Genomic DNA, 15,777 nt, shown 5'->3' on the forward strand with positions numbered 1-15,777 from the left:
GATTGAGGAACGAATTGAACGGGAATACGGCTTTAAGGTACTCGACCATCGTCTTGATTTTACAGGTAATTATAAATCATGTGCGAATGGCGAATGTAAAAGAGGAAATAAAGCAGTATCATAATTAGCAAAACGATTAAGAAAAATGAAGGAGCATTTCCAAAATGGAAATGCTCCTTTTTGATAGGCATCAGTGCATCCATCATTATCACAAGCTGTGGCCTCTATAAAATAACAAAGAACTGCTCTCCGCTTAGAATCTTCTAAGTGGGAGCAGCTCTTTGTTTCAATTCTATTAAGCGAGTAAGGTTTCAAAAATTCCGAACAATCATCTAGCTTATTTCAAACCGCTAGTCGTGTAGTTATCAATAATACTTTTTTGGAAAATGATGAAAATGATAATAACTGGCATTACCATAAAGGTTGCACCGGCCATCTGTAAGGCAAAATTACCGCCGTACTGTCCTTTCAGTAATGAGAGTCCGACGGACAAGGTATATAATTTTTCATCATTAGCCATAATCAACGGCCATAGGAAGCTGTTCCAACCACCGATAAAGGCAAGAATGGCTTGTACAGCAAGGATTGGCTTCGAGACAGGAAGAATAATTTGAATGAAAGTTCTGAACTCACTAGCTCCGTCTAGTCGTGTCGCTTCCAAAATTTCATCTGGAATGGTCGTCATAAACTGTCGGAATAGGAAAATCCCAAATGCCCCAACGAGACCAGGTAATACAATTCCTATCATGGTGTTCGTCAAATTCATTTTATTCAAGATCAGATAAACCGGGATCATGGTTACTTGACTCGGAATCATCATCGTCGCCAATACCATAAGGAAAGTACTCTCTTTCCCTTTAAAGTTGTACTTGGCAAAGCCGAAGCCTGCCATCGCATTCAGGAACATCCCAAAGAATGCGAATAGGACAATTATCAATGTATTTTTCATATACACAGCAAAGTTCATGTTTTCAAATAAATTTTTATAGTTCTCAAAAGTGATTTCCTGCGGCCACAACGTAGGTGGAATTAGGATAACTTCACTTTCTGGCTTAAAGGATGACAAGATCATCCAAACAAATGGAAGCAGGAACAAGATTCCTACGAGTGTTAATACTATCCCTGCAATCCATTGGAATAGTTTATCTTTATTAATGCCTTTCATCGGTACACCTCCAATCATTTAATAATCTGAGTCTTTGTTTTGTACTTTGTATTGAACCAAAGTTACCGCTATGACAGCGATAAATAGGATAAATGATCCGGCCGCAGCATAACCAAAGTTACTCAATTGGAAACCATTTTTATAAATAAACAATGCAGCTGACATCGTGCCATCTAATGGACCACCCTTGGTCATTATGRACGGCTCTTCGAAGAACTGYAGCCATCCGATCATCGTCGTAATGGATACGAAGAAAATCGCAAAACGCAGCATTGGAAGCGTAATGCTCGTAACTTGCTGCCACGTACTAGCACCATCTAATTGTGCTGCTTCATAGTAAGATTTTGGAATACCTTGCAATGCAGCAATGAAAATGATCATATTTAATCCTACCGCTCTCCAAAGCGCCATAAGAATCAATGATATTTTGGCTACTGTTGGCTCGGTTAACCACGGAATTGCAGACAAGTTCATAGATTCTAAAATGTAGTTGAACAGACCAAATGCCGGGTTGTACAAATAAGCCCAGACAACCGCTACTGCTACAACATTTGTTACGGAAGGCAAATAATAGACAACACGAAACACTTTGAAAATTTTAGACGTACCTAAGTTGATCATTAAAGCTACGCCAAGCGATGTGATTATAACGAGCGGAACGCCAATTAATACGTAAAATAACGTATTAAAAATGGCTTTTAAGAAAACTGGATCCGAGAGTACATTAATATAGTTCTTCAAGCCAACAAAGCTCAAATTTGAATAGTCGGCTAAGCCAGCCAAGTCCATATCCGTAAAGCTAATGAACAGAGCTACGAAAATTGGCAGCAACGAAAATACAGCGAGTAATATGATCGCAGGTGCAATGAAAAAATAAGGTGCTTTTCTTGATGTGAAACCTTTCATACCCTAGTCACTTCCTTTACTCAGCTTCCAATAAATAGACAATGAGAGGGCTAACCGACTGCTTTAGACGGTTAGCCACATTGTTCGTTTTATTTACTTATTAATTTATTTTTTGATGATGGATTCAGCTTTCTTATTGAAGCTGTCCATTTCTTTTTGAATATCAGCATCTTTTGTACGGTACACTTTTTCGAAGCTGCTCAAGAAGTTTTGTGCAATTTCTTCGAATTGTTTTGTAGAAGGCATTGGAACCGCTGTTTCTAGTTGCTCTCCAAATACTTTATAGTTCACATCTTCTTGAAGAATTGGGTTTTCCCAAGCCTTTTTAGAAGAAGGAAGAGAGTTCGTTAATTCCATCCATTTCAATTGTGTTTCTGGCTTAGCCATGAACTCAACGAATTTCAGAGCTGCTTCTTCATTTTCTGTGTATTGGAATACAGACATGTTGGATCCGCCAAGAGATGAGAAGTTATTGTCTTTACCTGCAGGCAAAACAGCTGTTGCCCATTTACCTTCAAGCTCAGGAGCTTGATCTTTAATCATATTAACCATCCATGGTCCACTGATGAACATAGGTGCAACACCTTCGCCACGGAAGCCTTGAATCGCGTCGATACCTAGATCCATCGGAGCAGAACCATTCACAAAGTAGCTGTTCATGTATTTCACAGCATCAACGAATTCTGGTTGGTTAAATAGTGGCTTGCCTTCTGCATCGAACAGTGTAGAACCGTTTTGACGAGCTAGCATAAAGGCAAGGGATTGTTCTTTAACGTCAAGAGCGAAACCGTATTTTCCTTGTCCGCGATCAGCTAGTTTCTTCGATGCATCTTGCATTTCAGCCCAAGTTTTTGGTGCTTGATCGTAGCCAACTTCTTTTAGTAGATCCGAGCGGTAGTAAAGAACACGGGTATCGATATACCAAGGTACGCCAACATAAGTACCTTCATAGGTTGCAGTTTCAACCGATCCAGGATAGAAGTTATCTTGTTTCAATCCAGGATATTTATCTAAATGTGGAGTTAAATCCATCAATGCTTTCGCGTTTGCGAATTCTGGAATCCAAGTGGTACCCATTTGCACAACGTCTGGACCTTTTTTCGATGCAACTGCTGTTAACAATTTGTCGTGTGCTGTATCCCACGGTAATGCTTGTACATTAACTTTAATGCCTGGATTTTCTCCTTCGAAGATTTCAGCCATTTTCGGAATCGCTTTCGCTTCTTCGCCCATACCCCATACAGTAATCGTTGTTTCTTTTGCACCTGAGTTGTCATTTTCTGTGGAGTTTGATCCACATCCTGTAAGAATACCCGTAATCAGTACAGTCGATGCTAATAATGATGTTATTGGTTTACGCATTTTTAACTTCCTCCCAGTTCATACTTGATGTAAGTTGAAAAAACTCTTGTCTAAAAAGGCTGGACCAGCCCTCCCTCCGGAATTATATTCACCCTAACCTTTAAGCTGCATGACTTAAGCATCACTAAAAACGTTTTCATCAACGCTATTTAACAATGTAAATATTGCAAAACCATCAATATAAACGTTTCTACAGTAATTATATAACATGATAAATTCGTATTCAAGTGCATAATATAGTTATATAAAAACGTTTTTATTCGTATTGACGACATAATTAAACATGCTTATAATTGAATTTATTGAACATAGAAACGTTTCTATAGACTGGAACACTCCTTTGAAAAGCATTTGTAGGATTAACAAAATGGAGGTAACATATGCCGGAACAACAATTGCAAACTTTGCTTAATCAGATGTCTATAGAAGAAAAAATCAGTCAGTTGCTTCAATTGGCAGGACCATTTTTTGATGGTGCAGAGAGCCAAGGCGAGATTACAGGCCCTATGGAAGCCCTTGGGATTTCAGATCTTACCATCCGAAATACAGGTTCTGTATTAGGATTAACAGGAGCTAAAGAAGTCATACAGTTACAAGCAGCTCATTTGAAAAATAATCGCCTAGGTATCCCGCTTTTAATGATGGCGGATATTGTTCATGGTTATAAAACGATCTTTCCTGTACCACTTGCGATCGGATGCTCTTGGGACATGGATATGGCTGAAAATACAGCAGCGATAGCTGCTGCAGAAGCTTCAGCCGCTGGTGTACACGTTACATTTGCACCGATGGTTGACCTCGTACGTGATCCACGTTGGGGAAGAATTATGGAATCCACCGGAGAAGATCCTTTTCTTAATAGTGAATTTGCGCGGGCCTTCGTAAGAGGTTTTCAAGGAATGGATTTAACGCAAGATCATTCTCGTGTAGCAGCTTGTGTAAAACATTTCGCTGCCTATGGCGCAGCAGAAGGTGGACGTGACTACAATACGGTAGATATGTCCGAACGCCAAATGCGCGAGTATTATCTACCTTCATACCGTGCTGCATTAGACGAAGGCTGCGAGATGGTAATGACAGCATTCAATACTGTAGATGGTATACCAGCTTCAGGAAATCGCCGATTAATGAGAGACTTGCTTCGAGATGAATGGGGCTTTGACGGTGTCTTGATTTCGGATTGGGGCGCAGTTAGAGAGATGATTCCTCACGGCATTGCCGAGGATGATGCTGAAGCTGCTTATAAAGCGATCCAAGCTGGTGTTGATATTGAAATGATGACACCTTGTTATGAACATCATCTTAAAGCACTGGTCGAAAACGGCCAAGTGGATGAATCCCTCATCGATGAAGCCGTCATGCGAATTCTCAAGCTGAAGCACAAACTAGGTTTGTTCGATAATCCGCATCGCGGAGCAAGTATCGAGCTTGAACAAGAGCTCATCCTATCAGAAGCACATCGTCAGGCTGCTCGAGATGCAGCCGCTAAATCTTGTGTGTTATTGAAAAATGACAATGTTTTACCTTTAAGAGAAGAGCAAAAAATCGCCTTAATCGGTCCATTCGCTCAAAGTGGAGATATTTTAGGCCCATGGTCTTGGCTAGGTTCGAAAGAACAAGCCGTTCAATTATATAGCGGTATGGTCACTCTAGTAGGTGCAAACAATATCTCTGTCGCAGAGGGTTGCGCTATCGAATCGGGGACAGAAGCTCAAATGGCTGACGCATTATTAGCAGCACAAAATGCCGATGTTATTGTGCTCGCTTTGGGTGAGCATTCCGATATGAGCGGCGAAGCAGGTTGCCGTGCAGACATTCGTCTCCCACAGATTCAGTTAGATTTGATTACGGCGTTAAAATCCTTGAACAAGCCTATGGTTGCCGTTCTTTTTAACGGTCGCCCACTAGACCTACATGGGGTCATCGATAAAGTGGATGCTGTGCTTGAGGCTTGGTATCCAGGAACCGAAGGCGGAGCAGCAATTGCTGATTTATTATATGGCAAACGGAATCCATCGGCTCGATTGACGATTTCATTCCCGCATTCGGTTGGTCAAGTGCCAGTCTATTACAATCATTTCAATACAGGCCGTCCACAAGGCGCGCCAGATGCACAAGTTCGTTATGTATCACAATACCTGGACATTCCTAATGAACCGTTACTTCCTTTCGGATATGGCCTTAGCTATACAACTTTTGAATACAGCGAGACGACGATTTCCTCTAAAATGATGACGATGGAGCAATCGTTGACCATCAAGGTACGTGTCACCAACTCAGGGGAAAGAGCGGGCGAAGAGCTTGTACAATTATATATCCGTGACATATCTGGTGAAGTGGTGCGTCCAGTCAAAGAATTGAAATCGTTCCAGAAAATTAAGTTAGAACCGGGTGAAAGTCAAGAGCTTACCTTTACATTAGCGGAAGAACAGCTTCGCTATCATCATTCAAACCTAGAATTCAAGAGTGATTCCGGTGACTTCTGTGCCTTTATCGGCGGTAATAGCCGAGACGTTATGGAACTGAAATTTACATTAACCAAATAAGGAAAGCGAGTGAGGAAAATGACAACAAAGAAATCTTCGGATTTTCAATTAAAGTCAAATAACTTAGCGTTTACATTTATGAATAGCGGAGATATCCGTGAAATACTCATGAATCGTACGATGATTAATCAATGGATCGCCAATCCGTTAGATGGATCACTGAACAATTTATATATTCGTATACACAACGAATCCGGCATAAAGGTTATGCCGCTCCTTGGTATTCAATCTACTAGTGATGTAAGTCATACAGACACTCAAGTGATCTATAACGGTACATTTGAGTCCCTTCGCTATCGTGTAACCTTCACTTTAACACCGATGAATATTTGGTTCTGGGATGTTCAAGTTGAAGGACAAGGTGAAGTTATTGACATCATCTATGGTCAAGATATCGGTCTTGCGGATTCAGGGGCTGTACGCTCAAACGAAGCCTATCTATCTCAGTATATTGACCATGCCATGTTTGAAGATGCAGAAAAGGGTTACGTTGTATGCTCGCGTCAGAACCTGCCGCAATCGGGCACATTCCCTTATATGCAACAAGGTTCGTTAAATAAGACTGTGGGTTTCTCAACGGATGGATTTCAATTCTTTGGTTTATCATATAAGTCTACGAATCAAGCCGCGGCACTTTATCAAACACATTTAGATAATGAAGTCTATCAATATGAATTTGCTTATACTGCGTTGCAATCAGAACGCGTAACCATTGATGGTTCTGCAAATTTTGTGTTTTATGGTCTATTCAAATCCGATCATCCGACAGCCATTACGTCTCTTGAATTCAATAAAGAAATTGCTGAAGCATGGGCGTATGTAGCTGAGCAGCTAACAGTAACAGGCACATCTCTTAGTAAAGTAAGTCTTGGATCGCATATTGGATCACCGCTAACAACCGACTCCATGACATTAGAAGAAGTAAAAAACCTCTTCCCTAATCGTCATCAAGAAGAGTGGAACGGCGAAGAATTACTCGCCTTCTTTACGGATACGCACGAACATATTGTATTGAAAGCCAAAGAATTGCTCGTTGAACGTCCACATGGTCACATCTTGATGACCGGGGATAACGCACGTTTAAATGATCAGGTTTTAACTACAACTTCGTATATGTATGGTATTTTCAACTCGCAATTAGTTGTTGGAAATACTTCTTGCAACAAAATGTTAACAAATGCTCGTAACGCTCTGAACGTAATGAAAACATCCGGTCAACGTATCTATATTGAAATCGATGGTGCTTATCACTTGCTGACGATGCCTTCGATGTTCGAAATGGGCTTTAACTATGCTCGCTGGTACTACAAAATGGCAGACGATATGATCATCATTACGAACTTCACAACGGTAAATACACCGGAATTGCATTTACAAGTTCGTTCTGCAAATGGAAAGTCTTATCGCTATCTCGTAACTAATCAAGTAGTAATGAACAATAACGAGTACCTGGTACCTTATCATATGGAGCAGTCTGAATCTATCCTTACATTCCGTGCGGATCCAGCATCCGATAGTGCAAAAACACTTCCTGAGCTTTGCTATCGCATGAAGATAACAGGTGCGGATATGACGGTACAAGACGAAACGGCGATGGTCAACCATGCAGATGCCGGTTCAGCTTCACTTGTAGTCCTAGAATTATCTACTACGAGTGAGTGGAATATGACGGCTCAAGGATTAATTGAAGGTGGAAATTTACCTTTTGGTACTCCGGATGTAAATACTGAGATCTCTGACTACCGCACGTTTTACGAGCAAGTCATGAATGGATTCAACTTGAATCATCCTGATGGTCTTACCGATGACATTCAAAAAGTAAACACGCTAGCATGGTGGTATACACATAATATGCTCGTACATTATTCGGTCCCACACGGATTAGAGCAATATGGTGGTGCAGCATGGGGAACACGCGATGTGTGCCAAGGGCCAACAGAATATTTTATGGCTACTCAAAAATATGATGAGGTTCGTGACATTATTAAGATGGTGTTCACACATCAGTATGAGGATGACGGCAACTGGCCGCAATGGTTCATGTTTGACCAATACTATCGGATTCAGCAAGAGGAAAGCCATGGCGATATTATTGTGTGGCCGCTCAAAGTATTGAGTGATTATCTGAGCTTTACGAAGGACTACAGCATTCTTCAAGAAGAAGTGCCTTATTCTATCCGTCACACAGGGGAATTAACGGAGAAGAGTGCAACAATCTATGATCATGCTAAAAAAGAAATCGCGTTTATTAAAAATCATTTCCTGCATGATACGTACCTGTCTTCATATGGCGATGGCGACTGGGATGATACGCTTCAACCTGCAAATGCACAGTTAAAGCAGTATATGGTCAGCAGTTGGACTGTTGCACTAACATACCAAGTGTTCAACCAACTATCTGCCGCGCTAACGGGTGTTGACGAGGCGCTGGCTGCTGAGTTAAGTGAACTTGCTGCAGGCATACAAGCTGACTTTAATCGCTATATGCTGCAAACCGATGTCATTCCAGGCTTTGTATATATGGAAGAGCCCGGTCAAGCAGAATTGATGCTGCACCCAACTGATACGAAGACAGGCATTCAATACCGCCTCCTTCCAATGACTCGCAGTATGATCGGTGAACTATTAACCGAAGAACAAGCAGCAGCTCACTATGAACTTATTAAAAGAGAGCTTTATTGTCCGGATGGCGTACGCTTGATGAACCGTCCAGCTCAATATGTTGGTGGTGTGAGCTCAAACTTCAAACGCGCAGAACAAGCATCGAACTTTGGTCGTGAAGTCGGTCTGCAATACGTCCATGCTCACATTCGCTTTGTTGAAGCGATGGCAAAGCTCGGGAAAGCCGATGAAGCTTGGAAAGGTCTCGCCATGATTAACCCTGTAGGCATACGTGACGTTGTTCCAAACGCTGAATTACGTCAAAGCAACGCTTACTTTAGCAGCTCCGATGGAAAGTTCAATAGCCGTTATGAAGCACAAGAACGCTTCAACGAGCTGCGTACCGGAGATGTCGCTGTTAAGGGCGGTTGGAGAATCTATTCTAGCGGTCCTGGGATCTACATGAATCAATTGATCTCCAACTGCTTAGGTATCCGTCATGAAGGCGGCGATCTTATTCTAGATCCTGTCCTGCCAGCAACTTGTGATGGTATGCAGTTTGACTTCGCAATTAATGGACATCAGACACGTTTTGTTTACCGAATTACTGGACAAGCGATCAGTCGTGTAACCGTTAATGAAAAAGATGTTGCTCTAACTGAAACAGCGAACCGATATCGTAAAGGCGGAATTCGGATCAGTGAGCAGCAATTAAACGACTTGATGAACGCTGATAGGAATGAAATTACTATTTATATATAAAATCTGGATGGCGATCTTTCGGGATCGCCATCATATTTGATATAGTAGAACTAAATAATTATAATGTTGGAGTGAATGTAAGGAGCGAAAGCCGTGATCGGTATAAAAGATATTGCAAAACAAGCCGGAGTTTCGATCTCGACCGTTTCTTACGCGCTAAACGGAAATCCCAAAGTGACGGAAGAAACCGCATCAAGAATTTTAGCGATTGCAAAGGAATTAAATTATGWACCTAATGCAGCGGCTCGAAATTTAAAACGACGTCAGACTAAAGTTATCGGGGCATTCTTAACGGACTTTAATGGTGCCTTTTATGGTGATTTGTTGCAAGGAATGAAAGAAATTCTGAATAAAAACGGCTATGATTTAATCGTCTGCAGCGGGATACAGTCGCATCGTCTATTGCCTGAGAAAATGATCGATGGTGCTATTGTTTTAGATGCATTTTTCTCTAGCGATGAATTGCTGCTGCATGCAAATCAAGGTCACAAGCTAGTTGTACTGGATAGAGAATTAAAGCATCCCAATATCAGCCCCGTATTACTCGATAATAAAGCAGGGGCCGGGCTTGCCGCTGAATACTTAATTGAACAAGGCCATCGTAAAATTTATGTGGTTACAGGACCTTCGGATTCTTTCGATTCGAATCAACGACTACAAGCAGTGAAGCAAACGATTGATAGAAACCAGCCTATTTCGTTCATAACCATCCAGGGAGATTTCAATAAATCTTCTGGAGAACAAGCGGCGCACAAAATTATGGAAGATTACACAGAACCAGTTGGTGTCTTCTGTCTCAACGATGAAATGGCCATCGGTTTGTATAACGCCGTGAAGCAAAGTGAGTTCCGTATTGGTGAACACATTCATCTAATCGGATTTGATAACATGGAACTAACCCAATATACGCAACCTCGACTAGCGACCATCGATTATTCCAAACGCAAATGGGGTGCAGTTGCTTCCGAGCAATTATTAAAACTTATCGCTTCAGAAGAAGTAGATTCTGAACGAATCTACGTCACCTTAATCAAAGGCGATTCTGTAAATTTAGTATAATGCAATTCAGTTCAAGGACGAATCTCATCTAACAAGAAATGATTCGTCTTTTTTTATAATGATCCACGTATATTCATCGATTCAAAGTTATAACTTTCCCTTCTCCGCGAGCTAATCCTATTAGTCCTACCCATTTAGCAATCCATAAACTCTAAAATAAATAAATGTTATGATGTTCAAATTTTGTCTAGTTCGTTATTATAGTATAGATAGAATATTGAAAATTTAGAAAAGAGCATTTTAAAATACATAAATAAAAATATTAATTAGAATCGAGGGAGTGTATGGAGCATATTCATGGCTCTTATGATAGTTTTCTTGTTATTTTCTCATATATTATTGCTGTGTTAGCTTCTTATACAACTCTAGATTTGGCAGGCAGAGTAAGTACCACTAAAGGTGGCTTGCGAGTCAGATGGCTTCTATTTGGAGCATTGGTAATGGGGATGGGGATATGGTCCATGCATTTTGTTGGCATGCTTGCATTCTCCTTGCCAATTCAAGTTGCATATGATCCAGGAGTGGTACTTTTATCTGTTCTAGCTGCTATAGCTGCCTCGTTTGTTTCTCTGTATATTGTCGGACGGAACGAGCTGACGAGAAAGCAGTTGTTAGTAGGGGGCCTCTTATTTGCATTCGGAATTTCTACTATGCACTATGTCGGAATGTCGGCTATGCTTCTGCACATCTCATATGACCCTATTATTTTCTCGGTTTCTATTCTTATTGCAATTGTTGCTTGCATCGCAGCCTTATGGCTGTCCTTCTATTTTCGGAGAGGCGGGCAAAGGGGAGAGGTTTGGAAAAAGCTTGGAAGTGGACTTATTATGGGCGCGGCTATTGCCGGAATGCATTACATGGGTATGCAGGCTGCAACCTTCCAAACTAGTGATAAAGCACCGCTTTTTGTAGGCGTGATATTGGACCATAAATGGCTTGCTTACTTTATAGTGGCAGGGACCTTGCTCACGCTTGGTTTTTCATTGATTAGTATTATTATTTCTAAGCGGTTTGCAAGCAAAGATTTCAAACTAGAGGAAAATATGAAATGGTATAAATCGCTATTTGAAAATAATCAAGATGGCATTTTGTCTGTAGATTTACAGTATCGAATAATTAGTTACAATAAAATTGCTTTAGATATTCTTGGTTTCCCTAGTAAAGAGCTTCTTGATCAACCGGTCAGCATGCTGAACGCTATCATTAATGAGGAGGATCAGGAGAGTGTTAAAGAGCTGTTTCGGAAATCTTTTGATGGTGAAACGGTAAGCCAAGAAACCTCAATAATTCGTAAAGACGGTAAAAGGATTGAAGTTAACGTGAATTATGTTCCTGTTATAATTGAGGAAAAGGTAGCAGGCAGCTATATCATTTGCAAGGATATAACGGTAGAGAAGCAAGCGCTACAAACGATAAACTTTATGGCCTATCATGATGAACTTACTGGACTGCCTAATCGAAGATTGTTAAATCAGACGATCGTTAAAACAATTGAGGAAAGCAGCGTTGAAGGATCTCAATTTGCCGTTTTGGTGCTTGATATTGATCGCTTTAAAATGATTAACGACTCTCTCGGCCATATGGTTGGTGATCAATTTCTGCAAGAGGTAAGCCTTCGAATCATGCAATGTATGGTCGGGCATGATGTCTTGCTCGCGAGAGTAGGAGGCGATGAGTTTACGCTTCTTTACCGCCATTATGCAGAAGAAGAATACATAACTGAGCTGGCTGAACAAATTATATTGGCGATACAGACTCCTTATCGATTGAAGGAAAACGACTTTTACGTTTCTGCTAGTATCGGAATTTCCTTATTCCCGCATAACGGCAAGGATGCCGTACAATTACTTAGAAATGCGGATACGRCCATGTATGAAGTGAAAAAGAAGGGGAAAAACGGATACCAATATTTTTCGGCTGAGCTTGATCAACTGTTGCATGAAAAAATCGAATTGGAAGGCGATCTAAGAAAATCGCTTGAACGTAATGAGTTATTATTGCACTATCAGCCGCAAATTCGGACCTCTGACAATGCGATGATTGGAATAGAAGCGCTCGTTCGTTGGAATCATTCAACAAAAGGATTGCTATCTCCTACTGTATTTATCTCTTTAGCAGAAGAAACGGGAATTATTTATGAATTAGGAGAATGGGTACTCCGTGAGGCTTGCAGGCAAATGAAGGAGTGGCATGAAGCAGGTGGTCCGCTAATCCCGATATCTGTAAACCTATCTTCACAACAATTCTATCAGCCGCGATTGGCGGAGAATATAAAGATTATTTTAGATGAAATCGACCTAGAGCCTCAGTATCTTGAACTGGAAATAACGGAAAGTATGATGATGGACGCATCGGTATCGAGTGGTATTTTGAATAAATTAGATGACTATGGGATACGCATAAGCTTGGACGATTTCGGTACTGGCTACAGTTCACTTAGTTATTTGAAAATGTTTCCGATCCGCAAGCTTAAAATCGATCGCTCCTTTATAAGGGACATCGTGTTGAGCGAGAGTGATCGAGCAATTGTAGCGACAATCATCTCTATGGCAAAGCATCTGAATATGGAAGTCATCGCAGAAGGTATTGAGACGAAGGAGCAGCTGGACATTTTAGCTGATAAGTCATGCGGTAAAATACAAGGTTATTATTTTAGTAAGCCATTATCTTCAATCGATGTGGAAGAGGCTTTTTTTGCACCATCTAGAGCAGTTAAAGTATAGCCAAGCGTAAACGGCTGTCGCCGTCCTTGGCGGCATAAATTTTCGTTTCGCGTAGATAGATAAGCCGTAAGCTCCACCTTGGGGCCTACGGCTTTATTATTGGTTAGCGTTAATTCAGTAAGCGTAATTATGGAGCTTGCTGAATTAATGCTAGACAAGTGGGTTCATTATTCAGCAGGGCTATTAAGAACAAACTTCTCAATGACATGGCGAACGCCTTCCTCGTTGTTAGAAAGCGTTACGTAATCGGCAATGTCTTTTAAGGATTGAATAGCATTTCCCATCGCTACGCCAAGGCCGGCCGCGAGAATCATCTCGTTATCATTCCAAGCATCCCCGAGCGCGATGGTTTGATCCATCGTAATGCCTAGATGCTCAGCCATAAATCGTAGAGCATGTCCTTTTGTACCCTCTTTGTGCATGAACTCCAAGTAGTGTGCTTTGGATTTAGTAATATGCACGCGATCACCAATAAGCGGCTTTAGCTGCTCAGCAATCTCATCGAGACGAGCGGGATCGTCGATAATGAGCATTTTGTTCATTGGATAATCGAGTAATTTATTAAAGTCAGGCTCGATTTTGTAAGGAATATTGACAAGCTTGGAATATGTTTTAATTTTATCATTGTCTTCGGTACCATATAGCTCGTCGTTAACGTATAGCTGCAGATGAAGTCCGTTCTTCTCTGAGAAAGTGTGAAGCTCTTTTGCCGCATCGATAGGTACATTGCGTTCATATAAAACCTGACCGTCCAGCAGAGTTTTGACGAGCGCTCCTTGATACGTGATAATAGGAACATTGAGTTCAATTTGCTTCGCAATTTTCTGGGCAGAAGCAAACATACGGCCGGTTGCCAAAGTGACCGTGACGCCTTGTGCAATCGCGGCCTCCATCGCACGCTTCGTCCCTTCGGTTACGATTAAATCATCTGTTAATAATGTGTCATCTACATCAATTGCAATTAATTTATACATACTAGCGGTGAAGCTCCTCTCCGTCTTTCTATAAATAATATTAGTTGATTGTAGCGAAAAAGAACGATAGATACAAGGCTTTGCAATTGCTCTGTGATTGCTGTTGAAGTAAGCCGCACTTCGTAAAAGGGTGAGTGTGCATTTGATATGATGCTTACTTTATAAAACATCTGGGGGAGATCAAACATGAATAATTTTAAGACAGAGGCTGCGAAACAACGTTTTCAGACCCTCTGCGTATTGGGCGCTGTATTATTCGCTGTAATAGGTTTTGTTCTAGGAAGTTATTGGACGGGATTGCGTTATCCGATGCTGAAGGAGCCTGTCTTTAAGCAGTTCACAGCCTCTTATACGAAAATAATGAATGATTATTTAAACGGAGCAGAGCCAAAAAAGTTAATTAACGGCGCCATAGAAGGTATGGTTGCTTCGCTTGAAGACCCTTATTCTCGTTATTTAATAGAGGAGAAAGGGGAGGCCTACACACAATCGTATGAAGGAGAAATCTACGGCATCGGAGCAGAATTGAGAAAAGAGGAAAGTCAGTATGTGATTTCCGTACTAACGAAGGGTGCACCTGCGGAACGAGCAGGGCTGCTGCCGGGCGATATCATTGTTATGGTTGATGGTCAGACCATTGAGAAAAAAACGTTACAGGAGCTAATTTCGCTCGTCAGAGGTGAAAAGGGAACGTCAGTTAAGCTTCAGGTCAAACGCAGCGACACGGCTAAAGTATTTGACGTAACTCTAAAGCGTGAAGCGATTCCGATACATACTGTGACTTCTGAGCTTTTAGAGGGCGGTATCGGGCATGTAACGATCAGCCGCTTCGCAGAGAAAACAGCTGAGGAGTTTGCCGATGCGATTAAGGAACTGCAAGCGAAGGAGCCGCTAAAAGGCTTGCTGCTCGATATGCGCTCCAATCCGGGAGGATTACTGGAGCCAACCATTAAAATCGCGAACACACTGATTCCGAAGGATAAAGTTATTTTGAATGTCGTATACAAAAATGAACGTCAGACAATCACATATAAATCAGATCAGAAGAAAGAATGGACCATACCGATAGCTGTATTGGTTAATGGGCAATCGGCAAGTGCGAGCGAGGTGCTGACGGCTGCTTTGAAGGAGTCCGCAGGGGCTGCTGTTATCGGTGAGAAAACGTATGGCAAGGGTGTTGTTCAAGCGTTTAGACCCTATTCGGATGGTTCCGTATTAAGCTTAACCGAAGCACAGTGGAAAACACCAGGCGGCACCTGGATTAATAAAGAGGGCGTAATGCCAGACTACCTAGTGGATCTGCCGGCCTATACAAAATTACCGCCTCTTGCAATTGGAACTCATATGAAGGTTGGAAGTTATGGAGAAGACGTGAAGACTGTGCAGCAAATGATAACTGAGCTGGGATATGGCCCAACCGGCCAAGAAGGTTTGTTCGACGAGAAAACAGCTGTTGCTTTACGAAAATTCCAAGCTGCTGAAAATCTAGAAGCAACTGGTGAATTTGATGACAAGACGGGATATAAGCTGCTTGAGCGCCTTCGCGAGAAGCTTGGACGTGAAGACAGTCAGCTGCATAAAGGACTTGAAGTTTTGAAACGGTAATGCTGGAGCATATAACCCTAGCCGAAAAGAAGCTGTAAGCTCAAAAATTGAGCTTATAGCTCCTAAACTAACTA

At 41.5% G+C, this 15,777-nt stretch carries 9 protein-coding genes; 5 read left to right on the forward strand and 4 right to left on the reverse strand.

Annotation, left to right across the window (positions count from 1 at the left end):
• Positions 1-337: 337 nt before the first annotated feature.
• The 3 genes from AC1DWN_RS14880 to AC1DWN_RS14890 form a co-directional block, all read right to left on the reverse strand.
• Positions 338-1,165 carry a carbohydrate ABC transporter permease gene (locus AC1DWN_RS14880; RefSeq protein ID WP_477559682.1) on the reverse strand — a complete coding sequence of 276 codons (828 nt, stop codon included), beginning with the start codon at positions 1,163-1,165 and terminating at the stop codon, positions 338-340.
• Between the two features lie 18 nt (positions 1,166-1,183).
• On the reverse strand, positions 1,184-2,071 hold the full coding sequence (locus AC1DWN_RS14885; protein ID WP_477559683.1) for a carbohydrate ABC transporter permease: 888 nt from the start codon (positions 2,069-2,071) through the stop codon (positions 1,184-1,186).
• A 105-nt stretch (positions 2,072-2,176) separates the two neighbouring features.
• Positions 2,177-3,433: a sugar ABC transporter substrate-binding protein gene (locus AC1DWN_RS14890; protein WP_477559684.1), complete on the reverse strand. Its 1,257-nt coding sequence runs from the start codon at positions 3,431-3,433 to the stop codon at positions 2,177-2,179.
• 380 nt (positions 3,434-3,813) lie between these two features.
• On the opposite strand from AC1DWN_RS14890, the gene bglX reads away from it, so the two are divergent.
• From bglX to AC1DWN_RS14910, 4 genes are all read left to right on the forward strand, one after another.
• Positions 3,814-5,979 (forward strand): beta-glucosidase BglX, encoded by a 2,166-nt coding sequence (gene bglX, locus AC1DWN_RS14895; RefSeq protein WP_477559685.1) that lies wholly within the window; start codon positions 3,814-3,816, stop codon positions 5,977-5,979.
• An 18-nt stretch (positions 5,980-5,997) separates the two neighbouring features.
• Positions 5,998-9,342 carry a GH36-type glycosyl hydrolase domain-containing protein gene (locus AC1DWN_RS14900; protein WP_477559686.1) on the forward strand — a complete coding sequence of 1,115 codons (3,345 nt, stop codon included), beginning with the start codon at positions 5,998-6,000 and terminating at the stop codon, positions 9,340-9,342.
• Between the two features lie 93 nt (positions 9,343-9,435).
• Entirely contained in the window at positions 9,436-10,401 is a 966-nt protein-coding gene (locus AC1DWN_RS14905; RefSeq protein ID WP_477559687.1) for a LacI family DNA-binding transcriptional regulator, read from the forward strand.
• A gap of 284 nt (positions 10,402-10,685) precedes the next feature.
• Positions 10,686-13,124, forward strand: coding sequence for a bifunctional diguanylate cyclase/phosphodiesterase (locus AC1DWN_RS14910; RefSeq protein ID WP_477559688.1), 2,439 nt, complete (start codon positions 10,686-10,688; stop codon positions 13,122-13,124).
• Between the two features lie 167 nt (positions 13,125-13,291).
• Here AC1DWN_RS14910 and AC1DWN_RS14915 read toward each other — a convergent pair whose 3' ends face one another.
• Complete coding sequence (locus AC1DWN_RS14915; RefSeq protein WP_477559689.1) at positions 13,292-14,098, reverse strand: Cof-type HAD-IIB family hydrolase; 807 nt, start codon at positions 14,096-14,098, stop codon at positions 13,292-13,294.
• Between the two features lie 186 nt (positions 14,099-14,284).
• Here AC1DWN_RS14915 and AC1DWN_RS14920 point away from each other — a divergent pair, with 186 nt between their 5' ends.
• On the forward strand, positions 14,285-15,703 hold the full coding sequence (locus AC1DWN_RS14920) for a S41 family peptidase (protein WP_477559690.1): 1,419 nt from the start codon (positions 14,285-14,287) through the stop codon (positions 15,701-15,703).
• Positions 15,704-15,777 lie beyond the last annotated feature (74 nt).

The sequence above is a fragment of the Paenibacillus sp. P4_A7 genome (genome assembly GCF_056402455.1).